Below are 25,794 nucleotides of genomic sequence, written 5' to 3' on the forward strand. Positions count from 1 at the left end.
AGCAGGTGGCCGCGACTGCCACCTCGCAGGGCGATGTCCCCCACGGACACGGGACCACCGTCGTGGATTCCCTCGACGAGAGTCCGCCCTCTGCACGTGAACCGAACCACGGTGTCGTCACCCCGGCACGGTGACGAACCACCCGCTCCGCTCTCTCCCCCACGACTCGCTCGAGCACATGTCGGCGCCCTGCGAAGGAAGTTGCCCGTGGCGAGGTCGTGTCGCCTTTCCCCTGGTGGCCGGCCGCCCCGGCGACCGGCCACCAAGGGAAGCGTCGACGCATCGCATCTTCAGTCCGCTCTCGTTCACCCAGGAGTCCGAAGTCATGCCCCAGCCCGTCCGCCCGGTCGTCCGAACAGTCCTCGACCAGTCGTCCCGAGTGCTGCAGACCTACGCGGTGGACCCCGGTCTCGTCGCCGAGCACGCCAACGGCGAACGCCGTATCACTCAAGGCGGATACGGCGACCGGCAGCTTTTCGAACTCGTCCAGAACGCGGCTGACGAAATCGCCGGCCAACCGGGCGGCAAAATTCAGGTTGTCCTCACGGAAACCAATCTCTACTGCGCCAACGAAGGAAGTCCCGTGACTCCGGAAGGCGCGGAGACCATTCTTCGAATGAGCATGTCGAAGAAGCGCGGAGGCCAGATCGGTCGATTCGGCGTAGGTGTGAAATCGGTTCTCGTGGTGACCGACGCGCCGGAATTCTTCAGCCGGAGCGGCAGCTTCGGATTCGACCGGGCCTGGTCCTTCGAGCAGATAAAGGCCGTCCCCGGGGTGACCGACCGGTACGGCTCGAGCTTCGACGCGCCGGTGCTGCGGACAGCCCGCCCCCTGGACGAGGCGGCCGAGCGCGCCGCCGACCCCATCCTCGACGAACTGCTGGGCTGGGCGACGACCGTCGTGCGACTGCCGCTGCTCAACGAAGCGAACGGCCGGTTGGGGAAGGACATGCACGGGGGCGGCTCGTCGGATCGCGAGGAGTTCCCGCCCGGGTTCCAGCTCTTCTCGCCCCATGTCGCCAAGGTCGTCCTGGAGGACCGCCGGCCGCGCCCGATGGCCCGTCGGACCCTGACAACACGCCAGGTCGGTGATGTCCGCACCGTGTGGGAAGCGCGGACCGGGAAGGCGGCGACCTCCGAGGATTGGAGGGTCTTCACCTTCACCCATGCTCCCGGGCCGGCCGCCCGCGCCGACGCCGGTGAGCTGCACGACCGCGTCACCCTCGATGTCTCCTGGGCTGTTCCCGTTCTGGAGAAGGACCCGAAGAGCGGGCTGTACGGCAGCCCCCGGATACGCGGTCGAGGCCGATTCTGGTCCTTCTTCCCCACCAAGTATGAAATGTCCCTGAGTGGCATCCTCAACGGAGCATGGAAGACGAACGAGGACCGCCAGAACCTCCTGGACTCGTCCCCCTTCAACCAGGAGATGATCAAGGTTTCGGCGGCGCTGGTCGTCGACTCCCTGCCGCGACTCGCCCCGCCCGAGGATCCCGGCGCCTACCTCCCTCTGCTCCCTGGCCGCACCAAGGAGTCGATCAGCTGGGCCGACGACTTCCTGATCCGTGAGATCTGGGCCCGCGCGGCGGTCCGCCCCTCGCTGCCCGACCAGGACGGTGTCCTCCGCATACCTTCCGAGCTGCGGCTGCACCCTCGCCTCGACAAGGACCTGCGGCGTCTCGACGGCTGGCTCCGCATGTGGCACGAATGCCCCGGCCGGCCCTCGGACTGGCTGCATCCGAGCGTCGAGACCGACTCCCTCCGTTCCGGCAAGGTCGAGCACATCCGAGAGGCGGCCAAGCTCGAACGCGCCGCCGTGCGGGAGTGGTTGGAAGCGCTGGTCGAATGCGGCACCGCCGAGGCGTCCGCGGTGGCGATCCGGATCGTCGCCGAGATGGTCGAGGTGCAGGCCCCGTACGCCGACGAGGCGCGCAAGGCGCGGATCGTGCTCACCGAGGAGCACGGCCTGGTCGCCCCGGTGGCCGGCCACGTGTTCCGTCGCGCCGAGCAGGGCGGGCTGCGCGAGTCCCTGGTGTACGTGGTGGACGAGCTGGCCGAGGACCTCTCGCTCGGACATGCTCTGAACCTGCTCGGCATCCGGGAGGCCGACGTCGAGGGTCGCTTCGTCAGCGTGCTCGACCAGGGCCTCGAGGGTTACGGGGAGACCGATTGGCAGCGGTTCTGGGAACTGTTCCGCCAGGCCGGTCAGAGCCGGTTGGGCGACCGGGTGATGAAGCAAGTCCCCACACCACGCGAGACCCTGCGGGTGCGGACGGCCGACGGCAAGTGGCGACCGATCCGGGACTGCATGCTGCCCGGCCCGGTGGTGACCGGCGACCGTGACCCGTCCGTCGCGGTCGACATGGCCTTCCACTCCGACGACACCACCTTCTTCGCGATGGTGGGTCTGCGGGAGCGTCCGGTGACCGGTGTACGGCCGCAGGAGGGCGAAGAGTGGTTCGACGAGTACCGTGAGGCGATCCACTCGTCCTATCTGCGGAAGTTGGACGAGCGTGCGCCCCGCCCCGGCCTGAAGACCATGAAGGCGGAAGGGTCGCCGATCGGCGGACCGCTCCACCTCTTCCGCGTGCTGTCCGAGGAATCCCGCGCGGCCTTCCTGAAGACCCTGCCCGACACGGCGGTGGTGGACCACTGGACCCGGCACTACGGCTCCCGGGTCAACTCCCGTCAGTCCGTGGTCTCCCCGATCCGCTGGCTGCTCCGGAAATACGGAACGGTCGTCACGTCCCAGGGGATCAAACCGCTGAAGGAAGCCGTCGGCCCACAGCTCGCCTCCCACCGTGACGTGCTGCCCGTTGCCGAATCGATCTCCGAGGAGAAGGCCCGAAAGCTCGGCCTGCCCACCACCGTCGACGAGGTGCCCGGTGACCGTTGGCAGGCATTGCTGACCGAGGTTTCACGCAGCGAGGACGACACGTTCGTCGGCGCCACCTATGTGATGTTGACCCGCTTCGAGGCCGACTTCCCCGAAGACTCCCTGACCCGTTGCCGGATCGGTGACTCCTGGGGCACCCGCCCCGACGAAGAGATCACACTTGCCGTCGGCGCCACCGAGTACCGGGCGCTGCGCGCCGAGCAGTTGCCCGCGCTTCTCGTGCCGACGGCCGCGGACGCCGAGCTGATGGTCGAGAAGTGGGGCATGCTCCGCTATGCCGACGTGATCAGCAAAGAGACCCGCGAGGTGACGGACGGCGAACCGGTGCCGCTGGTGGAGCTTTACCCGTCGCTGCGGCAGCGCCTCGACAGCTCCACCCGCAATGCGTTGGTTCAGCGGTGCAGCGAACTGGAGGAGGTCACCCGCACACCCAACGGCACGAAGCCCACCCCACTGGACGCCGTACGGCAGGGCTCCACAATCAAGGTGCGTGTCCCGCTCGACCGTGAGCCGATGCTGCGGTTGATCGACCGCGAGCTCGCGCTGCGCCTCGGCCCGGCCGGCTGCCGGGCGGTACTCGATCATCAGGAGCGCATGGAACGCGACAGCGCTCTACAGGCGGCGATCAAGGCCGTCCGGGAGACCGACGACGTCGTCGCCAAGATCGAGCTGTTGATCGGAGCGGACGCTCTTCGGGCAGGTCTGCCCGAAGGGCTGATGGACGCCGAGTTGGACGCGAACGACGGCACGGAGCCGTCGGGCCACCGCATCGCACAGATGGCCTTCAACGCTCACGGTGACGGGGTCCTGCACCAGCACGCCCGGGACATCCAAGCAAGGTTCCCCAACGCCCCTGTCGGCTACACGGGTTCGTCCTCTGCCGTCTCATTCGTCTCCGATCTACGGCTGCCGGTGGCGTTCGCCGGCTCCCGGACCCCGTCGCCGCCCTCTTCCGAGAACGTGGAGGGGCCGAAGGACTTTCCTCGTCTTCACGACTACCAGGAGGACCTGGTCCGGAACATCTCCACGCTGCTCGACCGGCTGGCACCGCAGCGCGGCATGCTCTCACTGCCCACCGGCGCGGGAAAGACCCGGGTCACCTCCGAGGCCGTGATCCGTTGGGTCAAGCGGGTCGGCGATCTCCAGGGGCCGATCCTGTGGATCGCGCAGACCGAGGAACTGTGCGAACAGGCTGTCCAGAGCTGGAAGTTCGTGTGGGGCAAGGTGGGCGCGGACCGCGCTCTGTCCATCAGCCGGCTGTGGAGCAGCAACGAGGTGGGCGAGGTCGTGGACCAGCCACAGTTGGTGGTCGCGACCGACGCCAAGTTGGAGCGCTGCCTGGGCACCGAGCAGTACGCGTGGCTGCGCAAGGCCGCGCTGGTGATCGTGGACGAGGCTCACACCGCCGTATCCAAGCGCTACACGGGGATCCTGAGCGATCTGGGCCTCACCCAGTACGAGACCGGGCGTCATCTGCTCGGCCTGACCGCCACACCGTTCCGCAACACGAACGAGGACGAGACGCGTCGACTGATCAACCGCTTCGGTAACCGCCGGCTCGACGAGGGCGTGTTCCCGTCCGGCGACCCGTACCGGGATCTCCAGAACTGGGGCATGCTCGCGCAGGTCGAACACCGCACCCTGGAGGGTGGTGAGATCGAGCTGACTCGCGACGAGAAGGTGCACGCGGAACGAATGGCCGTCCTCTCCCGCGCCGCCGAACAGCGGCTTGCCGACGACCACGCCCGCAGCCGACGGATCGTGGAGGAGATCGTCGGCCTTCCGGAGGACTGGCCCACCCTGGTGTTCGCGACCTCCGTCGACCACGCCAAGTACCTGGCGGCAATGCTCAACGACCGGAAGATCCGGGCCGCCGCCGTGGACTCGACCACGAGCACCGACGACCGCCGCCGCCGGATCGCGGACTTCCGCACCGGACGCATCCGCGTCCTCACCAACTACGGCGTGCTCACCCAGGGGTTCGATGCCCCCGCCACCCGTGCCGTGGTGGTCGCCCGCCCGGTCTACAGCACCAACGTCTACCAGCAGATGATCGGCCGTGGCCTGCGCGGTCCGCGCAACGGCGGCAAGGACACCTGCCTGATCCTCAACGTCAGCGACAACATCGCGAACTTCGACACCAAGCTCGCCTTCACCCAGTTCGAACACCTCTGGAGCCGTCGGTGACCGACCCCTATCTCGACAGCCCTCCGCTCACCGACGAGCAGCGGGCCGTGGTCGAACAGCCCTGGGACGCACGCGTCCTGGTGACCGCCGGGGCGGGGGCCGGCAAGACGCACACGCTGGTCCGTCGGCTCGACGCGCTGTGTGGGCACGAGGATCCCGAGGAGTCCCTGGAAGCCGCCGAGATCCTGGTGCTCACCTTCTCCCGTGCGGCCGCCCGCGAGTTGCGCGAGCGGATCGCCCGGCACGGGGAGCGGGCCCGCCGGGTCCGGGCTCAGACCTTCGACGCCTGGGCGTACGGCGTTCTCGTCCAGGCGTACCCGGACAACGACTGGACGGCGACCGGATTCGACGAACGGATCCGTTCCGCGGCCGGCGCCATCGAGAAGGGAGCTTTGGAGGCAGGCGACGCCGTGCCGCCCGCGCATGTGGTGATCGACGAGGTGCAGGACCTGGTCGGCGACCGGCGGGAACTGGTGGAGACGCTGCTCGACCGCTACCAGGAGAGCTGTGGTTTCACCGTGGTCGGTGACGCGGCCCAGTCCGTGTACGGCTTCCAGATCGAGGACTTGGCCGAGCGTGCGGACGAGACCAACCGGTTCTTCGACTGGCTGCGTGCCTCGTTCCCGGACGATCTGGTGGAGCTGCGCCTCACCCAGAACTTTCGAGCCACCACCCCGGAGGCCAGGATCGCCCTGGCGCACGGCCCGCTCCTTCAGCAGGTCACCGCGGCCGAAGAGGCCGCGCCGCTCTACGAGGAGCTGGGCGACCTGCTCCTCGATCCGGTAAACGGTCTCGGCGCACTCACCGACCCGTTCGTCCTGGACGGACTGCGTACGTTCCCCGACACCTGCGCGATCCTCACGCGCGACAACCGGCAGGCCCTGGTCGTCTCCGAACTGCTCCACGAGCACGGTGTCGAGCACCGACTGCGTCGCCCCCTGGAGGAACGCCCCGTCCCGTACTGGGTGGCCGAGTTGCTGCGACGCACCGACACCACCACCCTCGTCGAGGCACGATTCCGGTCCCTCCTCGAGGGGATACCTCTGCCGTACGATGCGGATCCCGGAGTCCTGTGGTCCGTGCTGCGGCGCGCCGCCCGCGGAGCCGGGCGCGCCGTCGTCGACCTGGACCGACTGCGGCGGCTGGTGGCCGACGGCCGTTTCCCGGACGAGCTCGCCGACCCCGAGACGGCACGTGTCACGGTGACCACCGTGCACCGGGCGAAGGGCCTGGAGTTCGACCGGGTGGTCGTCCTGGCTCCGCCGTCCGTCGCCGAGCTGCGCAAGCAGCACAAGGACGAGCTGGACCTGCCCGCGGAGGCCCGCGCCCTGTACGTGGCGATGACCCGCGCCCGGCAGGACCTGTACTTCGCGGACTCCCCCGAACTGCCGATCGTCAGGAGGTCCGGCGGCAGGAGCAACGGCCGTCGGTACATCGGCGGTTGGCGGTCGTACGATCGCTTCGGCATCGTGGCCGAGGCCGCGGACGTCTGCCGGGACAACCCGCCGGGCCACGACGCCGACGCGGTCGCCACCCAGGAGTACCTCCTGCACCGTGTCAGTCCCGGTCACGACGTGGTGCTGCGCAGGCACCACGACCTGCCGCTCGGCCAGTGGCAGAGCCCGCCGTACGTCCTGCTGCACGAGGGGCGGGTGGTCGGTGAAGCGTCGGAGCGCTTCCGGGAGGCGCTGTTCCAGGTGCAGAAGGTGAACCGCACGTGGGACCCCTGGTGGCCCGACGAGATCCGCGGCCTCCGGGTGGACACCCTGGAGACCGTGGCGGGCAGCACCGCCGGCGGCGCCAACGCCGGCCTCGGCGACCGGGGCGTATGGATCGCGCCCCGGATCACCGGCATCGGCAGGTACCGACGGGCAACCGACAACGAGGAGCAGCGCGCATGACTCGCATCGAAGGCCGGCACGCCGAGCACTACCGGGTCCGCGACGAGGAGATCCTGGTGGGGCTCCGCCGCGAACTCCTCGGCCCGGCGTCCGACGCGGCGCCCGAGGATCGGCACGAGGTGCTCAGCCGGGACGCACCGATCGATCGGTACCTGACCGGAGTCCTCTACCCGAGGCCCGCGAGTCCGGCCGGGGAGCAGCGGCTCCGCGAGGACGACGCCGAGCAGGAAGGTCTGGACGTCGCTCCTCTGCGCTCCCACGACAACATCGAGGAGTCCGGCACCGCACAGGACCTCGGCGCGGCCGGCTCCCGTCGCCCGTCCTCGATGGGTCTCACCTTCGCGATCGACCCGGCCATAAGCCCCGCGATCACGGTTCGTGCGAGGGCCGCCGTCTACGAACCCACCGACGCGGACGGCAATCCGGTCCCTGCCCGCCGCGCGGAGGCCCGAACCACCTCCGACCAACAGGAACACTGGCGGCGCAAGGAGCTGACGCTGCCCCCGACCACGATCGACATCGCAGAGCCCACCCCCAACCTGAAGGTCGACCTTGCGGAGGGTGTCGCACTGCGCGTCAATGCCCGACGGCCCGACCCGACCACCGGCACGGTCACGATCACGGTCACGCTGGTCAATACCCATCGGATCGGCGAGCGGGAGCTCCAGGACGCGTACTCCCTCTTCCAGTGCGGTCTCGTCGTTCGCGCGGTCGACGGGTCGAGCGCCTTCGTGGAACGACCCGCCCCCGTCGCCGCCCACGATCCTGAGGTGGCCACCAGCCGGCTGCTGCACCGCCACGCCCCGACCTTCGCCGTCGGTCACGGCTGCGCGGCCGAATGGGACTGGGCACCGCCACCGATCGGCATGACCGACGCTGATCGGGCCGCCGTCACGGAGGTGCGGAGCGAGTTCGTGCCCACGGTCGAGGTGCTGCTCACCGACTCCAACCCGGACATCGACAGCACCGCCCTGTCCATGCTGGGCCTGGCCGACAACCCCGATTCCGAGGTACTCGCCGCTCTGCGGAATCTCGCCTCCGGTTACGAGCGGTGGATCGATCACAAGGAGGCCGAGGCAAATGCCCTGGTGGGCACTCTGCACGAGAAGCCTGCCCGTGACCAGGTCCAGGCCTGTCGTGAGGCGCTGGGCCGGATCCGCGAGGGCATCTCGCTCCTGGCCGACAAGCCGGACCTGATGCAGGCCTTCCGGCTCGCCAATCGGGCGATGGCCGACCAGCGTGCCCGCAGCGCCTGGGTGAAGAACGGTCGCAAAGGCTCCCCCGACCTGGCAGCCGGTCACTGGCGCCCGTTCCAGATCGCGTTCGTCCTGCTCTGCATGGCCGGAGTCGACGACCCGGGCCACCCCGACCGCGAGATCTCCGACTTGCTGTGGTTTCCCACCGGCGGTGGCAAGACCGAGGCCTACCTCGGCCTGATCGCCCTCACCTCCTTCCTCCGCCGGATCAGGCGCGGTGCGGAGGGTGGCGGCGTCACCGTCCTCATGCGCTACACCCTGCGACTGCTCACGCTCCAGCAGTTCGAGCGTGCCTCGATCCTCCTGTGTGCGATGGAACTCATGCGCCGTGACGCTCCGTCGGAGCTGGGGACGGAGGAGTTCTCGATCGGGATGTGGGTCGGCAGGTCGGCCACTCCCAACACCCTGAAGGTCGCCGGTGGCAAGCTCGCCGATCTCCGCCGCGACCTGGACAAGCGTCTCGCGACCGAGAATCCCGTCCAATTGCACGCCTGTCCATGGTGCGGCACCCGCCTCGACGCCCGCGCCTACGAGGTGGACGAGGACGCCGTACGAATGCACGTCCGTTGTCCCGGCGACGACTGCGACTTCGCCGACGGGCTACCCGTCCATCTCATCGACGAGGCGGTGTACGCCGCCCGCCCGACGCTGGTCATCGCCACCGTCGACAAGTTCGCCTCGATGCCGTGGCGTCCGGCCACCGCCGCGCTGTTCAACCGCGTCGACCCGAATGATCCCACGCCGCCCCCGGAGTTGATCGTCCAGGACGAGCTCCACCTGATCTCCGGCCCGTTGGGTACCCTGACGGGCCTCTACGAGACCGCCGTGGATGCCCTCGCCGGCCGACCGAAGGTGATCGCCTCCACCGCGACCATTCGACGCGCCGCCGAGCAGGGGCTCAGCCTCTTCGATCGGCAGGTGCGGCAGTTTCCGCCGGCCGGGCTCGACTCCCGTGACTCCTGGTTCGCCGTCGAGACCCCCCGCGAGGAGAAGGCGAGCCGCCGCTATGTCGGCCTCTTCGCCCCCGGTACCAGCCAGTCCACGCTCCTCATCCGTACGTACGCCACCCTGCTGCATCGGGCGAAGCACGCGCAGACCGAGGCCGGGGTGCGCGATGCGTACTGGAGCCTGGTCGGTTACTTCAACAGCCTCCGTCTGCTGTCCGCCGCCGAACTCCAGGTCCACGACGACGTAGTGGCCTACCTGGAACTGCTCGCCGAGCGTGAGGGCGTCGCGGTCCGATCGACCGCCAGCTACTCGGAGTTGACGAGCCGGATCGACGCGAGCGAGATCCCGGCACGCCTCAAGGGCATCGAGCGGAAGCTACCCCAGGAGGACGTGGTCGACGTCCTCCTGGCCACCAACATGATCGCGGTGGGCGTCGACGTGGACCGGCTCGGTCTGATGGCGGTAATGGGCCAACCGCAGACCACCGCCGAGTACATCCAGGCCACGAGCCGCGTTGGCCGCGCCCACCCCGGACTGGTCGCCGTCATGCTCAACGCGGCCCGCTCCCGCGACCGCTCCCACTACGAGAACTTCCTCCACTTCCACTCCGCCCTGTACCGCGAGGTCGAGTCCACCTCCGTCACGCCGTTCTCGGCCCGCGCCCGCGAGCGGGGACTGCACGCGGTGATCGTCGCCCTGGCGCGCATCCTGATCCCGGAAGCACGGCCCAACGAAGCCGCGGGCCACGTCGAGTCGTACGAGTACCAGCTCCGCACGAGGGTGAAGCGTGTCCTCGTCGACCGTGTCCGCACCATCACTCCCGACGAGACCGACGCCGTCTCGCGGGCGTTCGACGAGTTCGTCGACTGGTGGTGCGCCGAGGCCGACATCCACAGCGGCCTGGTCTTCGAACCCCGCAGGGGAGCCAACCGCTCCCCGTCGGTGCTCAAGTCGTACGACGACGAGACGGAGGACGCGGAGGCATGGCCCACCCTTTGGAGCCTGCGCGACGTCGACGCCGAGTCCGCCCTTTTCATGGAGGCATCCCGATGACCCCGCCCCCCGCACGCCGCCGCCGCAACGGCACGGACGGCCCGGCCCCCGCCCACAACCTGCCCCGGCGCGGCGCCGTCCGCCGCTCACAGGCCATCACCACGTACGGGGTCGGCTCTCTGATCGCCGTCGACCACGAGTCCTTCATCGTCTCCGGCCTCGACGGTGCGGAACAGCACTGGAGCGCAGCCGAGTCTCCGCGCATCTACGAACGACGGCTCGCCCGCCTCCTCGGCGTGCAGCACTTCCGGCTGCCACCGGCCTCTGGCGACACCAGCAAGGACGGCATGCGGGTCCGCCGATTCCCGTTGATGCACTCGTGCCCCGACTGCAACGAACTCCGGCGGCACCGTGAGTTCAATCCGCCGGCCGGCAAAAGCGCATGCGGTGCCTGCGACGCCGACCTGGTCCCTTCGCGATTCGTCATCGCCTGCGAGGCGGGACACCTCGACGAGTTTCCCTACCGGGAGTGGGTGCATCGCTCATCGGGCCGCGGCACAACCGGTACAGGCCCCTGCTCGGGAACCCTCAAGCTGCGCTCCTCCGGTCGCAGCTCCTCCCTCCGCTCGATCATCATCTCCTGCTCCTGCGGGGTACCCGAGGCGTCGATGGAGGGCTCGTTCCGCAGAAGCGCACTCAAGGACCTCGGGCTCCGGTGCCGCGGCACACGCCCCTGGCTCGGTACCTCGGTTCCCGCCGAATCCTGCGGCCTCACCCCGCGCACTCTCCAGCGAGGCTCCTCCGCCGTGTGGCAACCGGTGCTGAAGTCGGCGCTCTCCATTCCGCCGTGGAGCGACGGACGCGCCGACCCGCTCGCCGAGCACTGGGACGAGCTCCGCAAGCTGAGCAGCCGCGACGAGGTCGAGATGTGCCTCAAGTTCGCGTTCAAGGGTGAGAGTCCGGTGCCTGTCGACGAGGTGATGGAACTGCTGGCCGCCGAGCAGGAGGAGGACCCCACCGGTGACCAGGAACCCACCTTTGACCACCGTTATCAGGCCCTGCGCAACAAGGAGTACGAGCGCCTCCGTGCCGGTAACGACGAACGCGAGCGCTCCCGCGCCGAGCAGTTCATCTGCGAGAGGCCTCTCGGCGACCCCGCCGTCCTCCGTCCGCTCGGCGTCGCCGGCCCCATGCTAGTGAAGAAGCTCCGCGAGGTACGCGCCCTCAAGGCATTCACCCGGCTCGCCGATCCCGACACGGCCGAGGAAGCCGACGAGGCCGCCCTCTCCGCGAATCCACCGGCCTGGCTCCCCGCCATGGAGGTGCACGGCGAAGGCGTTTTCCTGCGTCTCGACGAGGAGCGTCTGACGACCTGGGAGAACCTCCCGACCGTGGCGGCACGCGTAGAGCGGATCCGCACCGCGCATCAGCGGAGCATGGATCAACGCGCCTCCGACCCGACCCATGTACCACTCTCCCCGGCCACCCCCCGCATGGTGCTCCTCCACACACTGGCCCATGTACTGATCAACGAGTGGAGCCTCGACGCTGGCTACCCTGCCGCCGCCCTTCGCGAACGCCTCTACGCCGACGAGCACATGGCCGGTGTGCTGGTGTACACCGCGACCAGCGACTCCGCCGGAAGCCTCGGTGGACTCGTCGCGCAGGGCGAACCGACACGCCTGGAGCACACGATCCGCTCCTCCGTGCGCCGCGCCGCATGGTGCTCCGCCGACCCACTGTGCATCGAGTCCGAGGCATCCGGGACCGGAGGCACCAACCTCGCCGCCTGCCACGCCTGTGTGATGCTTCCTGAGACCAGCTGCGAGCACAACAACATCCTGTTGGACCGTGCACTGCTCATCGGCACGCCGGACGACCTTCAAGTGGGCTTCTTCGCAAACGTTGTGGCTGCCTGAGGTCCAGTGGGAGGCCGGACGACACCGGGGACCGCGCTGTGGGCCACTGGCGCCGTTGTTCCCTTTCGCCTCAGCATGCCGTGTTCGCCTCGCAGTGCAACTGCGCCCGGTCCAGGGCCTCGTCCGGGTCGCAGCCGTGGGCGCGGAGCCAGAGGAGGAGGTCGGTGATCACCTCGATCGCCGACTCCTGGGCTGTGGCAACACTCAAGCGGGTACGCCCCGGACCCGCGGGGTGCCGGCGGACGGAACCGTAGAGGCCGATCAGGGCCTCGGCGCGTGTGACACCCGGGTCGTTGACGTGGCCGCTGGGCGCCGTGAGGCCGGTGGCCAGTTCGCACCAGGTGACCTTGCTGTCCGCACGCAGGACCACACCCCAACGGTCAGCCGTGGCGTCGACCAGAGCCATGCCCCGGCCCGCTTCGTCCTCGGGCTGCGCCGAGAGGAGCGTGGGCAGGGCCCGGGTGTCCGGGTCCTGGACCTCCAGGCGCAGGTAGGTGCCGTTCATCGAGACCGTGAGCGTGGTGGGGGTCAATTCTCCGACGTGACGGACCACGTTGGTCACCAGCTCCGTAACGCAGGTCGAGGCCGCATCGGTGAGGTGCCGCAGGCCCCACTGACGAAGGTGCAGCGCCATGATGCGGCGCAGTGCGGCAAGTTCCCCTGCTTCGGCCAGGAACGGCAACTCCCATGCCTTTCGCCGCACTTCGCTCCGGCATACGTTCAGGTCCATCAGCCGCTCCGAGTCGCTTCGCGATGTGCCGCCCGACATCCGGGCGCGCTAACGTTCAGTCAACCGACCGGCACAGCGGGTGGGTATTGCCCGTGGGCGGCGGGGCGTTGAAAGTCCTGAATTTCAGGGAAGGCCACCTCATGAGCAACCGCACACCGAACCGTGCCCTGGCCGCCCTCATCGTCGAGGCACGCTGGACCAACGGCGAGACGGCACACGCTGTCAACAAGGTCGGCGCGGAGCTGGGATTGACCCTGCGCTACGACGACTCCGCCGTCTGCCACTGGCTGACCGGAACCACGCCACGCAAGCGAGTGCAGCCGGCCCTCGTGGAGGCGTTCTCGCGGCGGCTGTCGCGGCCGGTGTCGGCGAAGGAACTGGGGTTCACAGCCGTGGCCGGTTTCGCGTTGAGCGACCCGGATACGGTGACGGGACTGGTCGAACTGGGGAGCGTGGACATGGACCCATCCCGCAGAGCGGTACTCGGCAGCGCCGGTCTCTACTCCGTAGCGGCCCTGATCCCGGGATTCACTGACCTCGTCGGCCGGTTCGAAGCTCACCGGCGCAACCCGCGGATGCGCATCGGGCAGGGTGAAGTCGACGCCGTCATCGCCATGTCCGAGAGAATCAGCGAGATCGACGACATGTTCGGAGGCCGCCACGCGCGGCCCATGGCGGCGGCGTTCCTCGTCAACACCATCGCCCCCTATCTGAAGGCGGACGGCCCCGAGCGCGTACGCAAGGCGATGCTGTCGGCCGCCGCCGACCACTGCTATCTGACCGGTTACATGGCCATGGACGAACGAGTCGACGGGCTCGCCCAGCGCTACTACGTGAAGGCGCTGGAGCTCGCCGGCGGAGCCGACGACCATCTCACCTACTGCACGACGCTACGCGGCATGAGCGTGCAGGCCGTCGACCTGGGGCACGGGGCCAAGGCCCTCGAGCTCGCCGACACCGCCGCCGCCGTGTCCCCGCAGGCCGGTCCCCGCATGCTGGCGTTTCTCGCCGGGCAGCAGGCCCATGCTGCCGCCCAGACCGGCGACCGGACCGTCGCGCTGCGCCGTATCCACGAGGCGGAGGCAGCGATGGACCGGGCAGAGTCACGGGCGAAGGCGTTCGGCTCGTACGACCCGGCCGCACTCAGCTACCACATCGGACAGGTCCGCTATGAGCTCGGTGATATCGCCGGGTCTGTGGACGCTTTCGAGGAGTCCAACCGGCTGCGGGAGCCGGTCTATCGCCGCGCCCGTGTTCGTCATGGCGCGACGCTCGCGGAGCGGAAGCTGCGGCTGGGGAGGCTGGAGGAAGCCTGTGGCGACTGGCACCGGATGCTCGACGACTACGGGCACGTGCAGTCGGGTCGCTGCGACGACCGCTACCGGAGCATGATGTCCGCCATCCGTCCCCACCTGCGAAACGGGCACGCGCGCGATCTGTACGAACGCGCCCGTACTTTGGCTCCGGTGGCGGCCTAGCCACTTCTACGCGAGCCGCTTTCGCATCAGCGTGCACACCGTCTCGTACCGGCGCAGTGAGCCGTCCGGGGTCTGTTCGTCCCACGCGTCCGGGCGGCGGTCGTACGCGACGTAACCCAGCCGTTCGTACAGCGCCCGCGCCCGCGGGTTGTTCTCCTCGACCGCCAGCTCGGCGTGGTTGAGACCCCGGGCCCTGATCCGGAGTTCCGCGGCGGCGACCAGGAAGGTGCCGACGCCGCATGAGCGCAGTGCCGGGTGGACGGTGAGCTGCCAGAGGAAGCCGGCGTCTTCCGTGACCCGGTAGTCGATGCCGCCCTTGGCTACGGGCACGTTCGTCAGGGGACAGACCACGAGGTAGTCGACCTCACCGGCGAGGGCGCGATCCAGTTGCCTGGCGACGCCCGCCAGGTGGTGGGCGGATCCGGCCCAGCCGTGGCAGGACTCCAGGTCCGCGGGCACCATGTCGCGTGCCGACAGCCGCAGCACAACGTCCGTCATATTCAGCACCTCCGGCGAGTCAGCATCCATGCCGATCAAACCGTGGCGCAACACTGATTCCGCTCGGCGGGTGCTTCCTCCACGCCATGGTCGTTGTCGGCAGGTGAGCAGGTGAGCAGGTGAGCGTGTCGGCTCACCGGCGGGTGCCCGGCGGTCGAGCATGGGCGCATGAACGTCGTCAGTCAGGTCTTCGCCCTGATCGCCGCGGCCGTCCACGTCGTCGTGTGGCCGCTGGAGAGCTTTCTCTACGGGCGGCTGCAGGTTCGGGTGTTTCTCACCGGGAGTGCCGCTGACGCGCCCGAGGTGCGGCTGTGGCGGTTCAACGTCGGCTTCTACAACCTGTTTCTCGCGCTGGGCATGATCGCCGGGTTCGTCGCGCTGCAGCTCGGGCACGAGACGGTCGGGCGGACGCTGATCGTCTACCTCTCGTTCTTCATGATCGGCGGCGGCATCGTGCTCTTCGTCTCCGACCCCAAGCTCTGGCGCGGCTCGCTCGGGCAGGCCGTGCCCCCGGCCGTCGTCCTGCTCGCGGATGTCGTCTGACCTCCGGCCCCCGCCCGGTCGTCATGATGGAGGGCAGCCGACAGAGGAGTACGTGACGCCATGCCCGTAAGCGCCGAAGACGCACCCGTGATCCTGAGCAGCGAGCCCGGGTCGTTCGCCTGGGGGGTGCTGGCCAAGCGGCATCCGGCGCTCATCGAGCAGGTCCGGGAGGCGTTCCCCTGGGGGCCCGCGCAGCACGCGGCGCTCGACGCGCTGCTGGAGGAGACCGCCGGCGGGGTGATCGAGCCGCTCGCCGCGGACGCGCACGACCGCGCGCGGTGGGCGGCGTGGGGGCAGGGGTACTTCGGGCGGTCGTGGTTCGACGTGCCGTTCCTGTGGGCCGAGAGCTACTTCTACCGCCGGCTGCTCGGCGCGCTCGGTCACTTCGGGCCCGGCCCGTGGCAGGGCATCGACGTCTTCGGGCCCTTCAAGGCCGCCGAACTGCGCAGCGCGACCGTCGACGAAGAGCTCGCCGCGCTCGACGACCTGGCCGGGCGGCCCGCCGACGTCCAAGGGCCCGCGCTCCTGGGCGCGTCCCTGTGGGGCAACCGCGCCGACCTCGGTTTCCGGCTCGACTCCGGCGGCGCCCACGAGTCGACGGGCACCGGCGCGGACTCGCGGCTCGTCGCCGACGAGAGTGCGCGGCTGTGGTCCCTCCTGCCGCCCGGCGGCGCGGCGGCCGTCCATCTCGTCGCGGACAACGCGGGCCGGGAACTCATCCCCGACCTCGTCCTCATCGACCATCTGCTGCACTCGGAGCGGGCCGCGCACGTGGTCCTTCATGTGAAGCCGCACCCGTACTACATCTCCGACGCGACCATGTCGGACGTCGTCGACGGCATGCGCCGGCTCGCCCAGGCGCCCGCGGCCGGTTACGCCGCCCGGATCGGGCGGCGGCTGTGGGGCGCGATGGCCGACGGGCGGCTCACGGTACGGGCGCACGAGTTCTTCTGCGCGCCGTTCGGCTACGACGCGATGCCCGACGGCCTGCGCGAGGAGTTCGCGGCCGCCACCGTGACGGTCCTCAAGGGCGACCTGAACTACCGCCGCCTCGTCGGCGACCGGCTCTGGGAGCCGACCACGCCCTTCGCCGAGCGGACCGCGTACTTCCCGGGCCCGGTGGCCGCGCTGCGCACCCTGAAGTCCGACGTCATCACCGGCCTGGACCAGGGCGTCCTGGCCACGCTCGAGGCGAGCGGCCAAGCGTGGCGCACCAGCGGAACCCATGCGCTGGTCCAGGTCGCCACCCGGTCCCGCTGACCGGTCCCGTCGAGGGGACTCAGCAGCGGCTCAGCACATGGACCGGGCCGTACCGGGTTCGAGCGGGACGGGTGACCGGGGGGAGCATGATCCTCCCCCCACCCCTGCCCGCACACACTTTCATCACAAGTTCGCCATCACGACCACACGGCCTTCACCAAGGTGGCACGATCCAGGTCTCGTTCATCTTTTTCGGACAGCCTTGGGGGGCACATGAGAGCAAGCGGGATACGTAAGGTCGTGCCGGTCGTCTGCGCGGTCGGAATGGCCGCCGCGCTCGTCGGATGCGGTGGGGACGGCGAGGACGCCAAACCCGCCGCCGCGACCGTGAGCGCCACGCCCTCCCCGTCGCCGACGCCGACCGCCTCGCCGCAGCCCGAACTGGGCCTCGAGGACGACACGGAGAGCGCCAGGGCCGGCCAGGAGATCGTGGTCGAAGTGCTGGACAACGACACGCTCGCCCTGGACGGAGCCCCTGCCGGACCGCTCGCGGACGCCTGGGACAGCGCGGAGCACGCGCTCACCGTCGACAGCCCGCCCGGTCACGGGACCGCCGCGGTCGACGGCACCGGCATCACGTACACGCCCACCGCCGGGTACGGCGGCGAGGACGAGTTCACGTACCGCGTCGAGGTGAAGGGCGTGGACGGCGCCGAGGCCGTCTCGGCCACCGCCGTCGTACGGATCACGGTCGCGAAGCCGGCACCCAAGCCGACGCCCACCCCCACTCCGAAGCCCAAGCCGAAGCCCAAGCCGGCATTCATGTACGACAACTGTGACGCCGCCCGCGCCGCCGGAGCCGCCCCCGTCCACAGGGGTGAGTACGGGTACGGGCCGCACCTCGACCGGGACGGCGACGGCGTCGGCTGCGAGCCGTACAGCGGCGGCACGAGCGGCGGGAGCAGTGGCGGGACCACCGGGGGCGGGTCGGGCAGCACGTACTACGCCAACTGCAGCGCCGCGCGGGCCGCCGGGGCCGCGCCGGTCCGTGCCGGGGACCCCGGATACGGACGGCACCTGGACCGCGACGGGGACGGGGTCGGCTGCGAGTGACGCGACGGCCGGGCCGCGGGCTGATCAGACCTCGGACTTGATCAGCTTGCCGTCGGTCGCGATCACGAACCATTCTCCGTCCAGGCCTTGGCCGTTGACGTCCCCGGCCGTCACGTCGCCCACGTAGTAGTAGAGCGGCCAGTCGCCGTAGACCGCCTGCTCCGCGCCCGCGCCGAGCTTGACCTCCTTGAGGAGTGACGCGTCGGCACCGCCCTCCGCCGTCACGTCCTTGGCCGAGATCAGCGCGGGCCAGACCGCGATGCAGTCGGCGTCGCAGTTGGCCTGGCCCGGCTTGTCCTTGGTGAAGCCGTAGAGCGTGCGGCCCTGGTCGTCGACGAGGATCGTGCCGAGCTCCGACTCGGCCGTCCGGACCGAGACGGAGGGGGCGGGCGCCTGCTTGGCCGGCTGGTCGCCGCCCGTGGCGGGCTCGTCGCCGGTGGACGGGGCGGCGTCGGCGGGCGCGTCCGCGGGCGGCTCGGCCGGGGCCTGCCGGTCCGCCGACTCCCCGGCGGCACCGGCGCCGTACGAAGAACCGGACCCGCCGGAGTCCTCGCAGGCGGTCACGGTCAGCAGTACCAGCGCGGTCAGCGGTGCTGCGATCAGGGCCTTGGTCCGGGCACTTTTCCGGGTGCTGCGCATGGTGTGTGTCCTTCGGCTTCCGGTGCGGTGACGGGCGTTGCGTACGACGGCGCTCCGTACAACGGCGTCGCGTAAACGAGTGGTGCGCCGTACGGCGGGTGGTACGAGGGCAACTGCGCGGCCGTTCAATTGGATTCGGCGGCTTTCCGGATTGAACGGCCCGCGCGGGCGTCGCGTACAAGACCGCGACCGACCGGACCGGGTCGGCCCCCAATGAGAGGTCCATCCGCAATGCACAAGCGCACTCTCGCCGTGCCGGCCGCCGCCCTCGCGCTGGCCGTGACCGGTGTCGTCCCAGCCGTCGCGAACGACAGCCACGGAGGGGGGCGAAGTACCTCGCAGACCGCCGCCACGTTCACGAAGCCCAGTCATGGGAAGGCCGTCACCTTCGCCGTCGTCATGACGGGCGCGCACGAGGTGCCCGACGCGACCGGCGCCGCCGTGAACGACCCCGACGGGAAGGCGGTGGCCCTGATGCAGGTGAAGGGCGACCGCGTGGTCTTCGCGATGCAGTGGGAGGGGTTCGTACCGAGCCAGGGCCACATCCACCAGGGGGCCGCGGGGCAGAACGGCGACGTCAAGGTGCCGCTGTTCGGCACCGCGATGCCCGACTCGCTGCACTCGGCCGCCGGGCACACCACCTTCACCGACGCGGCGCTCGCGAAGAGCATCGTCGAGCACCCGTCCGGCTTCTACATGAACCTGCACAGCGAGGAGTTCCCCGGCGGGGCCGTGCGCGGCCAGCTGAAGCTGCTGCACAAGAACATCAACCCGCTGCACATCATCAAGGGCGGGAAGCTGCGGGCCCTCGCCAACGGCGCGCAGGAGGTCGCGAACAACGACGCGACGAAGGTCAACGACCGGGACGGCAAGGCGGTGACGTTCCTGCACCCCAAGGGGAAGACGGTCGACTTCTCGCTCGCCTGGGTCGACATCAAGGCTCCCAGCGCCGCCCACATCCACAAGGGCGAGTTCGGCAAGAACGGCGACGTGGTGCTGGGCTTCTTCGACAAGCCGGTGCCCGAGGGGCTGTTCGCGGTCTCCGGCCGGCTGAACGACCAGCACGCCGGAGTGGTGAAGGAGATCCGCGACAACCCGTGGGCCTTCTACTCCAACATCCACACCGAGGAGTTCCCGGACGGTGCCGTCCGCGGCCAGCTCTTCCACTAGGCCGATCCGCCCATCCGATCCGCCCACCCGATCCACCGGGCGACGAGGACGACGCGGACGAAGAGGAAGAGGACGAGGACGACGCTCTACGCTCGGGACGAACGGTGACAGCGACAACGCGAAAGGCGGCAGCGATGGCCAGGGTTCCCGCGGCGGCGGTGGCGGCAGGCGGACTCGTCGGCGGGTACGCGGTGGCCCGATGGACCAGGCAGCGTCCCCTCGGCGGGCTCGCCCTCGGCGCGGCCGGGGCGGTGGCCGCCCGGCAGTGGCACCAGGACGCCGGGCCCGGGGCGGCGGTCGGGCTGAGCGCCGCGTACCTGGCCGCGTTCGCCGGGTCGCATCCGCTCGCCAAGAAGGTCGGCGCGTGGCCGGCGGTGTTCACGGTCGCCGCCGGCGTGGCGCTGGCCTCGTGGACCGTCACCCGCCGCGGTCACTGACCGGCCACGGAAGCGGCCCGGTCCGGGATGCTGGTTCCCCGGACCGGGCCGAACGCACGGCCGGGCCCGGGAGCGGCGGAGCCCGGCCCTCGGACCGGGCCGACCCGGAAGCCCGTTCCGGACCCGGGAGCCGCGGAGCCCGGCCCTCGGACCGGACACACGGCCAGGCCACGGAAACCTCGGATCCAGACTCCCCCGGACCCGGCTGAACGCTTCCGGCGCCCCGCACGTATTCATCAGTACCTCCCCATGAGGCGCTGGGCGCGCGACCGGTCGGGCAGGGACCGGTCACGCGCCCAGCGCATGGGCGACGGTGTAGATGACGAGGCCGGCCAGTGCGCCGACCACCGTGCCGTTGATCCGGATGAACTGCAGGTCACGGCCGATGTGCGCCTCGATCTTGCGGGACGTGTGCTCCGCGTCCCAGCTCGCGACGGTCTCCGAGATGAGCGAGGTGATCTCGCCGCGGTACGTCGTCACCACGTACACCGCCGCGTCCTCCACCCAGCCGTCCACCTTCGCCTGGAGCCGGCTGTCCGTCGCGAGGCGTGAGCCGAGGGAGAGCAGCGAGGCCCGGGCCCGCAGGCGGAGCTCGCTGCGGTCGTCCTCGGCCGCCGAGATGATCATGGCGCGTACGGAGGACCAGGCCGACGCGATCACGTCCTGCACCTCGGAGCGCGACAGCAGCTCCGACTTCATGCGCTCGACGCGGGCGCGGGTGTCCGTGTCGGACTGGAGGTCGGCGGCGAAGTCGCCGAGGAACCGGTCGATCGCCCCGCGCGCCGGGTGGCCTGGCATGTCGCGCATCTCGGCGAGGAAGCGCAGCAGCTCCCGGTAGACGCGGTCGCCGATCTTCCGGTCGACGAAGCGCGGCGTCCAGCCGGGCGCCCCTCCCTCGACGGCGTCCATCACGGAGTCGGAGTGCAGGACCAGCCAGTCGTGCGCGCGGGTGCAGATCAGGTCGACGGCGCGGTGGTGGGCGCCGTCCGCGACGACCTTCTGGAGCGTCTGGCCGATGCCGGGCGCGATCTCGGCGGCCTCGGCGCGGCGGGTGATCGCCTCGCCGACGACGGCCTGGACGTCGGAGTCGCGCAGCACGGTCATCGCGCCGCGCAGGGCGGTGGACAGTTCGGCGGTGACCCGGTCGGCGTGGGCGGGCTCCGCGAGCCATGCGCCCAGCCGGCTGCCGATGCCGACGGCGCGCAACCGGACCCGTACGACGTCCGAGGAGAGGAAGTTCTCGCCGACGAACGAGCCGAGGGAGGCGCCGAGCTGGTCCTTCTTGTTCGGGATGATCGCGGTGTGCGGGATGGGGATGCCGAGGGGGTGGCGGAAGAGGGCGGTGACGGCGAACCAGTCGGCGAGCGCGCCGACCATGCCGGCCTCGGCGGCGGCCGCGACGTAGCCGGTCCAGTCGCCCAGGCCCGCGTTCTTCGCCCAAGTGGCGAGGACGAAGACCAGTGCGACGAGCACCAGCAGCGCGGTCGCGGTGGTCTTCATCCGGCGTACGCCGCGGCGCTTCTCCTCGTCGGCCTCGGTGTACGCGAACGAGGGCAGCGCGGTGGAGGGCGCGGGCCGGGTACCGCGGCGGCCGGCCTCCACGGCCACGGCGTCCGTGCTCACGCCCCCGCCGCCGGTGCCGGCGGCCCGTTCGCCGTCGCCCGGCCCGCCCGACTCGCCCGGTTCTGTTCGTTCCATCTACTCCACCCGTCCGCGACCGCGTCCATCCGATGACGCCCCTGTCACTCGTCCCTACCTCAGGTACTCCTGGGCGGCACATCGAGTTCCCGGACCGTGCGAGATGATGTGGGCATGAACAAGCGGCAGGGGTATGTGAACCTCGCAGCCCTCATGACCACCGTTGCCCTCATATGCGGGGGAATCTACCTCGGTGTCGGTGCAGTCAAGAAGAAGCCCGAGGTCCGTACTCCCCCGTCGGCCGTGCCCCAGTGGATCGGCACCTGGTCCGCGAGCCCCGTCGACGCCGCCCCGGCCGATTCCGTGGTCGGCACGCCCAGCGGACGCGACGGCCGCTCCGCACGGAACGTGGTCCACACCAGCATCGGCGGCACCGCCGCCCGCGTCACCTTCTCCAACCTGTACGGCACCGAGCCGCTGCGGATCACCGGCGCGTCGCTCGCGGTGCGGGCGGGCGCCGGCCCAGCCGCCGTCGAGGGCAGCCTGCGCCGGATCACCTTCGGCGGGGCGTACGAGGTGACCGTCGACCCGGGCGGGCGGATCGTCAGCGACGCGGTCGTACTGCGCATCCCGTACGACGACGACCTGCTGGTCTCCGTCCACACCCCCGGGCCCGGCGGGCCGGTCACCACCCACCCGTACGCCCTCCAGACGTCCTACGTCGCGGACGGCGACGCCACACAGGACGAGACGGGCGCCGAGTACGAGGACCGGACCAGCTCCTGGCACCACATCACCGCCGTCGACGTGCTGACCTCGCAGGCGCGCGGCGCGATCGTCGCCGTCGGCGACTCGATCACCGACGGCGCGCTCTCGACCCCCGGCTCCAACCAGCGCTGGCCCGACATCCTCGCCGACCGGCTCGGCGGCCGCTACGGGGTGCTCAACCAGGGCATCAGCGGCAACCGGCTGCTCGAGTACGGGCGCGGCCCCAGCACGCTGGAACGCTTCGACCGCGACGTCCTGGCCCGGTCCGGCGCGCGGACCGTGATCGTCGCCATCGGCATCAACGACGTGCTGCGCGCGCCCCACGCGCCCACGGCGGCGAACGTGACCGCGGGCCTGACCGAACTCGCCGACCGCGCGCACGCCCGCGGCTGGCGCGTGATCGGCTCCACCCTGACGCCGTGCGGCGGCCACCCGCGCTGCACGGCGTCCGCGCAGGCGGAACGGTTGAAGATCAACACGGCGATCCGCTCGGACGGCATCTTCGACGCGGTCGTCGACTTCGACGCGGCGCTGCGGGATCCGTACGCGCCGGGGCGGATGAGGCCGGTGTACGACTCGGGGGATCATCTGCATCCGAGCGATGCGGGGTATGTGCGGATGGGGAGCGTGGTGGATGTGGGGGCGCTGTAGCGGGCGACGGGTGCGGGTGCGTGGCGCCTGCGGCGGGCTGTTCCCCTCCCCGCTTCCCGAAACCGGGGCAAGCCCCGGACCCCGTGCCGCCCTGCGGGCGGCGGGCGGGCCGGGCTCTGCCCGGTACCGCGCTCCGCGCGGTGGCCTCAATCGCCGGCCGGGCTGCAAATACCGCTGCGCGGCAACCAGCCCGAGCCGGGCACATCCAGCCTCGCTGGGGGCACCTCCCACGGCCGCCAGGCCGTAGGGGGAGTTTGAGGCGCGGGGCTCGGGGCAGCGCCCCGACAAGACGGGCAACCTCCCGGCCCACCAGCGCTCAAACCGCCGCACCCGGCACGGAACCGGGCAAATCCAGCCCCGCCGGCGCTTGAGGCGCGGGGTTCGGGGCGGAGCCCCCACGCGGCGGAGCCGCAAATTCGGTACAGCGGGAAGGGGCGGGTAGGGGAACACGCCCCGCGCAGCGGACACGCACCCGCAGCGCGACCCGCGCGGCTACGTCTCGCCCAGTTCCTTCCGGTCGTTCCCCTTCGTCAACTTCCGCTCCCGCTCACGCTCCGCCTTCAGCCGCTGCTTCTCCGCTCTCGTGAGCTTGCGCTCCACACCCACGCCGCCCATCAGCGCCAGCCCCCTGATGATCACGCGCGGTGCGGCCGGGTCCGGGTCGGCGTCGACGCGGCCGTGTTCGTCGAAGCCGCCCATCAGGCCGATGCCCTTGACCTCCACGTTCAGGCCGGGCGGCACGGTGACCTGGATGCCGCCCATGATCGCGATGCAGTCGATCACGGTCACGGCGTCCTCGAAGCGGGCTTCCCGCAGGTCCAGCTCGCCGCCGCCCATCAGCGTGAACGCGGTGAACTTCCGGCCGATCGTCCAGCTACCCCGCCGCGCGAAGCCCCCGCAGAACGAGAACGCGCCCTTCGACGTCGCCGGGCTGCCGACGCGCCCGGACCACGAGCCGCGGTCCGGCGCCGGGCCGGAGAGGGGAGCGATGGTGGCGCCGGAGCCGGCCGGGGCCGGCAGGTCCCGTACCAGCGGCTCCAGGTCGCCGTGCGTACGCGCCCGGTACGCCGCGTCCAGGCGCTGATCGAACTCGTCCATGTCGAGCCGGCCCTCGGCGACGGCGTCCCGCAATTGCTCGGCGACCCGCTCCCGTTCGGCATCGGAGGCACGCATCTCGGGGAGTTCGCTCGTCATACCGTCAGCCTAGTCAAACCGGCCGGGAAATTCGCCGGGCGAGCGCCGCCCCGCGGGAACCGTCGAGCCCCTCGACCCCATCCATGCCGACCAAATATTGCATGATCATGCGAGACCATGCATACTCTTACCATGTCCAAGGTCCTCACCTCACTGCCCACCGGCGAGCGTGTCGGCATCGCCTTCTCCGGCGGCCTCGACACCTCCGTCGCCGTCGCCTGGATGCGCGACAAGGGTGCCGTCCCGTGCACCTACACCGCCGACATCGGCCAGTACGACGAGCCCGACATCGCCTCGGTGCCCGGCCGCGCGAAGGCGTACGGCGCCGAGATCGCGCGCCTGGTCGACTGCCGGGCGGCCCTGGTCGAGGAGGGCCTCGCCGCGCTCGCCTGCGGCGCCTTCCACATCCGCTCGGGCGGGCGCGCGTACTTCAACACGACGCCGCTCGGCCGCGCCGTCACCGGCACCCTGCTGGTCCGGGCGATGCTCGAGGACGACGTACAGATCTGGGGCGACGGCTCGACGTTCAAGGGCAACGACATCGAGCGGTTCTACCGCTACGGCCTGCTCGCCAACCCCCACCTGCGCATCTACAAGCCCTGGCTGGACGCGGACTTCGTGACCGAGCTCGGCGGCCGCAAGGAGATGTCGGAGTGGCTGCTCGCCCACGGGCTGCCCTACCGCGACAGCACCGAGAAGGCGTACTCGACCGACGCCAACATCTGGGGCGCCACCCACGAGGCCAAGACCCTGGAGCACCTGGACACGGGCGTCGAGACCGTGAACCCGATCATGGGCGTGCGGTTCTGGGACCCCGAGGTGGAGATCCCCGCCGAGGACGTGACGATCGGCTTCGACCAGGGCCGGCCCGTCACGATCAACGGCAAGGAGTTCACCTCCCCGGTCGACCTGGTGATGGAGGCCAACGCGATCGGCGGCCGCCACGGCATGGGCATGTCCGACCAGATCGAGAACCGGATCATCGAGGCCAAGAGCCGCGGCATCTACGAGGCGCCCGGCATGGCGCTCCTGCACACGGCGTACGAGCGCCTCGTCAACGCGATCCACAACGAGGACACCCTCGCCCAGTACCACAACGAGGGCCGGCGCCTCGGCCGGCTGATGTACGAGGGCCGCTGGCTGGACCCGCAGGCGCTGATGGTGCGCGAGTCGCTGCAGCGCTGGGTCGGCTCGGCGGTCACCGGCGAGGTGACGCTGCGGCTGCGGCGCGGTGAGGACTACTCGATCCTCGACACCACCGGCCCCGCCTTCAGCTACCACCCGGACAAGCTGTCGATGGAGCGCACCGAGGACTCGGCGTTCGGCCCGGTGGACCGGATCGGCCAGCTCACGATGCGCAACCTCGACATCGCCGACTCCCGCGCCAGGCTCGAGCAGTACGCGGGCCTCGGCATGGTCGGCACCGGCCAGGCCGCGCTTGTCGGCGCCGCGCAGGCGGCCTCGACCGGACTGATCGGCGCGATGCCGCAGGGTGGCGCCGAGGCGATCGCCTCCCGCGGCGAGGTCTCCGGCGACGAGGAGATGCTCGACCGCGCCGCGATGGAGTTCGGCACCGACTGAGCACCTCGCCCGGTCAACAAGCCTTGTGTGCGGACCACGGCCGGTCCGCACACAAGG

General features: G+C 70.4%; 17 protein-coding genes. 12 read left to right on the plus strand and 5 right to left on the minus strand.

Annotated features, from left to right (window positions below; genetic code table 11):
- The first annotated feature begins 325 nt into the window (after nucleotides 1-325).
- From ACWD01_RS02080 to drmB, 4 genes are read left to right on the plus strand one after another with little or no spacing between them, the layout of a single operon-like run.
- Complete coding sequence (locus ACWD01_RS02080; RefSeq protein ID WP_451157087.1) at nucleotides 326-5,080, plus strand: DEAD/DEAH box helicase; 4,755 nt, start codon at nucleotides 326-328, stop codon at nucleotides 5,078-5,080.
- The gene (locus ACWD01_RS02085) at nucleotides 5,077-6,981 is read left to right on the plus strand and encodes a UvrD-helicase domain-containing protein (RefSeq protein ID WP_451157089.1); all 1,905 of its coding nucleotides are present in this window, start codon (nucleotides 5,077-5,079) and stop codon (nucleotides 6,979-6,981) included. The genes ACWD01_RS02080 and ACWD01_RS02085 overlap by 4 nt, the downstream gene beginning before the upstream one ends.
- Nucleotides 6,978-10,238: a helicase-related protein gene (locus ACWD01_RS02090; protein WP_451157091.1), complete on the plus strand. Its 3,261-nt coding sequence runs from the start codon at nucleotides 6,978-6,980 to the stop codon at nucleotides 10,236-10,238. The genes ACWD01_RS02085 and ACWD01_RS02090 overlap by 4 nt, the downstream gene beginning before the upstream one ends.
- Entirely contained in the window at nucleotides 10,235-12,097 is a 1,863-nt protein-coding gene (gene drmB / locus ACWD01_RS02095; RefSeq protein ID WP_451157093.1) for a DrmB family protein, read from the plus strand. Before ACWD01_RS02090 ends, drmB begins: the two co-directional genes overlap by 4 nt.
- A 70-nt stretch (nucleotides 12,098-12,167) precedes the next feature.
- Here drmB and ACWD01_RS02100 read toward each other — a convergent pair whose 3' ends face one another.
- Nucleotides 12,168-12,827: an ATP-binding protein gene (locus ACWD01_RS02100; protein WP_451157095.1), complete on the minus strand. Its 660-nt coding sequence runs from the start codon at nucleotides 12,825-12,827 to the stop codon at nucleotides 12,168-12,170.
- 140 nt (nucleotides 12,828-12,967) lie between these two features.
- On the opposite strand from ACWD01_RS02100, the gene ACWD01_RS02105 reads away from it, so the two are divergent.
- On the plus strand, nucleotides 12,968-14,305 hold the full coding sequence (locus ACWD01_RS02105; RefSeq protein WP_451157097.1) for a tetratricopeptide repeat protein: 1,338 nt from the start codon (nucleotides 12,968-12,970) through the stop codon (nucleotides 14,303-14,305).
- A 6-nt stretch (nucleotides 14,306-14,311) separates the two neighbouring features.
- Here the strand turns inward: ACWD01_RS02105 and ACWD01_RS02110 are convergent, their stop codons facing one another.
- Nucleotides 14,312-14,803 carry a GNAT family N-acetyltransferase gene (locus tag ACWD01_RS02110; RefSeq protein ID WP_451157099.1) on the minus strand — a complete coding sequence of 164 codons (492 nt, stop codon included), beginning with the start codon at nucleotides 14,801-14,803 and terminating at the stop codon, nucleotides 14,312-14,314.
- Nucleotides 14,804-14,971: 168 nt separating this feature from the next.
- Here ACWD01_RS02110 and ACWD01_RS02115 point away from each other — a divergent pair, with 168 nt between their 5' ends.
- The 3 genes from ACWD01_RS02115 to ACWD01_RS02125 all read left to right on the plus strand — a co-directional run bounded on the left by ACWD01_RS02115 (nucleotide 14,972) and on the right by ACWD01_RS02125 (nucleotide 17,659).
- Nucleotides 14,972-15,346: a DUF1304 domain-containing protein gene (locus ACWD01_RS02115; RefSeq protein ID WP_451157101.1), complete on the plus strand. Its 375-nt coding sequence runs from the start codon at nucleotides 14,972-14,974 to the stop codon at nucleotides 15,344-15,346.
- A 60-nt stretch (nucleotides 15,347-15,406) separates the two neighbouring features.
- Nucleotides 15,407-16,606, plus strand: a complete 1,200-nt coding sequence (locus ACWD01_RS02120; protein WP_451157103.1) for a damage-control phosphatase ARMT1 family protein — start codon at nucleotides 15,407-15,409, stop codon at nucleotides 16,604-16,606.
- Between the two features lie 213 nt (nucleotides 16,607-16,819).
- Nucleotides 16,820-17,659, plus strand: coding sequence for an excalibur calcium-binding domain-containing protein (locus tag ACWD01_RS02125; RefSeq protein ID WP_451157105.1), 840 nt, complete (start codon nucleotides 16,820-16,822; stop codon nucleotides 17,657-17,659).
- A 24-nt stretch (nucleotides 17,660-17,683) separates the two neighbouring features.
- Here ACWD01_RS02125 and ACWD01_RS02130 read toward each other — a convergent pair whose 3' ends face one another.
- Nucleotides 17,684-18,298: a COG4315 family predicted lipoprotein gene (locus ACWD01_RS02130; RefSeq protein ID WP_451157107.1), complete on the minus strand. Its 615-nt coding sequence runs from the start codon at nucleotides 18,296-18,298 to the stop codon at nucleotides 17,684-17,686.
- Between the two features lie 231 nt (nucleotides 18,299-18,529).
- On the opposite strand from ACWD01_RS02130, the gene ACWD01_RS02135 reads away from it, so the two are divergent.
- Both ACWD01_RS02135 and ACWD01_RS02140 read left to right on the plus strand, forming a co-directional pair.
- Nucleotides 18,530-19,468 carry a CHRD domain-containing protein gene (locus tag ACWD01_RS02135; RefSeq protein WP_451157109.1) on the plus strand — a complete coding sequence of 313 codons (939 nt, stop codon included), beginning with the start codon at nucleotides 18,530-18,532 and terminating at the stop codon, nucleotides 19,466-19,468.
- A gap of 134 nt (nucleotides 19,469-19,602) precedes the next feature.
- A complete protein-coding gene (locus ACWD01_RS02140; RefSeq protein ID WP_451157111.1) occupies nucleotides 19,603-19,905 on the plus strand; it encodes a hypothetical protein in 303 nt (100 codons plus the stop codon).
- 288 nt (nucleotides 19,906-20,193) lie between these two features.
- Here the strand turns inward: ACWD01_RS02140 and ACWD01_RS02145 are convergent, their stop codons facing one another.
- Nucleotides 20,194-21,603: a DUF445 domain-containing protein gene (locus tag ACWD01_RS02145; protein ID WP_451157113.1), complete on the minus strand. Its 1,410-nt coding sequence runs from the start codon at nucleotides 21,601-21,603 to the stop codon at nucleotides 20,194-20,196.
- Nucleotides 21,604-21,717: 114 nt separating this feature from the next.
- Here ACWD01_RS02145 and ACWD01_RS02150 point away from each other — a divergent pair, with 114 nt between their 5' ends.
- A complete protein-coding gene (locus ACWD01_RS02150; RefSeq protein WP_451157115.1) occupies nucleotides 21,718-22,962 on the plus strand; it encodes an SGNH/GDSL hydrolase family protein in 1,245 nt (414 codons plus the stop codon).
- A 492-nt stretch (nucleotides 22,963-23,454) separates the two neighbouring features.
- Here ACWD01_RS02150 and ACWD01_RS02155 read toward each other — a convergent pair whose 3' ends face one another.
- Nucleotides 23,455-24,156, minus strand: coding sequence for a DUF1707 SHOCT-like domain-containing protein (locus ACWD01_RS02155; RefSeq protein ID WP_451157117.1), 702 nt, complete (start codon nucleotides 24,154-24,156; stop codon nucleotides 23,455-23,457).
- Between the two features lie 132 nt (nucleotides 24,157-24,288).
- Here ACWD01_RS02155 and argG point away from each other — a divergent pair, with 132 nt between their 5' ends.
- A complete protein-coding gene (argG, locus tag ACWD01_RS02160; RefSeq protein ID WP_451157119.1) occupies nucleotides 24,289-25,737 on the plus strand; it encodes an argininosuccinate synthase in 1,449 nt (482 codons plus the stop codon).
- Nucleotides 25,738-25,794 lie beyond the last annotated feature (57 nt).

The organism is Streptomyces sp. NPDC002835 (assembly GCF_053591995.1).

Bases quoted from the DNA above. Each gene is read 5' to 3' on its own strand.
- ACWD01_RS02080 (WP_451157087.1), top strand. From the start codon at position 326: ATGCCCCAGCCCGTCCGCCCGGTCGTCCGAACAGTCCTCGACCAGTCG.
- ACWD01_RS02090 (WP_451157091.1), top strand. From the start codon at position 6,978: ATGACTCGCATCGAAGGCCGGCACGCCGAGCACTACCGGGTCCGCGAC.
- drmB (WP_451157093.1), top strand. From the start codon at position 10,235: ATGACCCCGCCCCCCGCACGCCGCCGCCGCAACGGCACGGACGGCCCG.
- ACWD01_RS02100 (WP_451157095.1), bottom strand. From the start codon at position 12,827: ATGGACCTGAACGTATGCCGGAGCGAAGTGCGGCGAAAGGCATGGGAG.
- ACWD01_RS02105 (WP_451157097.1), top strand. From the start codon at position 12,968: ATGAGCAACCGCACACCGAACCGTGCCCTGGCCGCCCTCATCGTCGAG.
- ACWD01_RS02110 (WP_451157099.1), bottom strand. From the start codon at position 14,803: ATGACGGACGTTGTGCTGCGGCTGTCGGCACGCGACATGGTGCCCGCG.
- ACWD01_RS02115 (WP_451157101.1), top strand. From the start codon at position 14,972: ATGAACGTCGTCAGTCAGGTCTTCGCCCTGATCGCCGCGGCCGTCCAC.
- ACWD01_RS02120 (WP_451157103.1), top strand. From the start codon at position 15,407: ATGCCCGTAAGCGCCGAAGACGCACCCGTGATCCTGAGCAGCGAGCCC.
- ACWD01_RS02125 (WP_451157105.1), top strand. From the start codon at position 16,820: ATGAGAGCAAGCGGGATACGTAAGGTCGTGCCGGTCGTCTGCGCGGTC.
- ACWD01_RS02130 (WP_451157107.1), bottom strand. From the start codon at position 18,298: ATGCGCAGCACCCGGAAAAGTGCCCGGACCAAGGCCCTGATCGCAGCA.
- ACWD01_RS02135 (WP_451157109.1), top strand. From the start codon at position 18,530: ATGCACAAGCGCACTCTCGCCGTGCCGGCCGCCGCCCTCGCGCTGGCC.
- ACWD01_RS02140 (WP_451157111.1), top strand. From the start codon at position 19,603: ATGGCCAGGGTTCCCGCGGCGGCGGTGGCGGCAGGCGGACTCGTCGGC.
- ACWD01_RS02145 (WP_451157113.1), bottom strand. From the start codon at position 21,603: ATGGAACGAACAGAACCGGGCGAGTCGGGCGGGCCGGGCGACGGCGAA.
- ACWD01_RS02150 (WP_451157115.1), top strand. From the start codon at position 21,718: ATGAACAAGCGGCAGGGGTATGTGAACCTCGCAGCCCTCATGACCACC.
- ACWD01_RS02155 (WP_451157117.1), bottom strand. From the start codon at position 24,156: ATGACGAGCGAACTCCCCGAGATGCGTGCCTCCGATGCCGAACGGGAG.
- argG (WP_451157119.1), top strand. From the start codon at position 24,289: ATGTCCAAGGTCCTCACCTCACTGCCCACCGGCGAGCGTGTCGGCATC.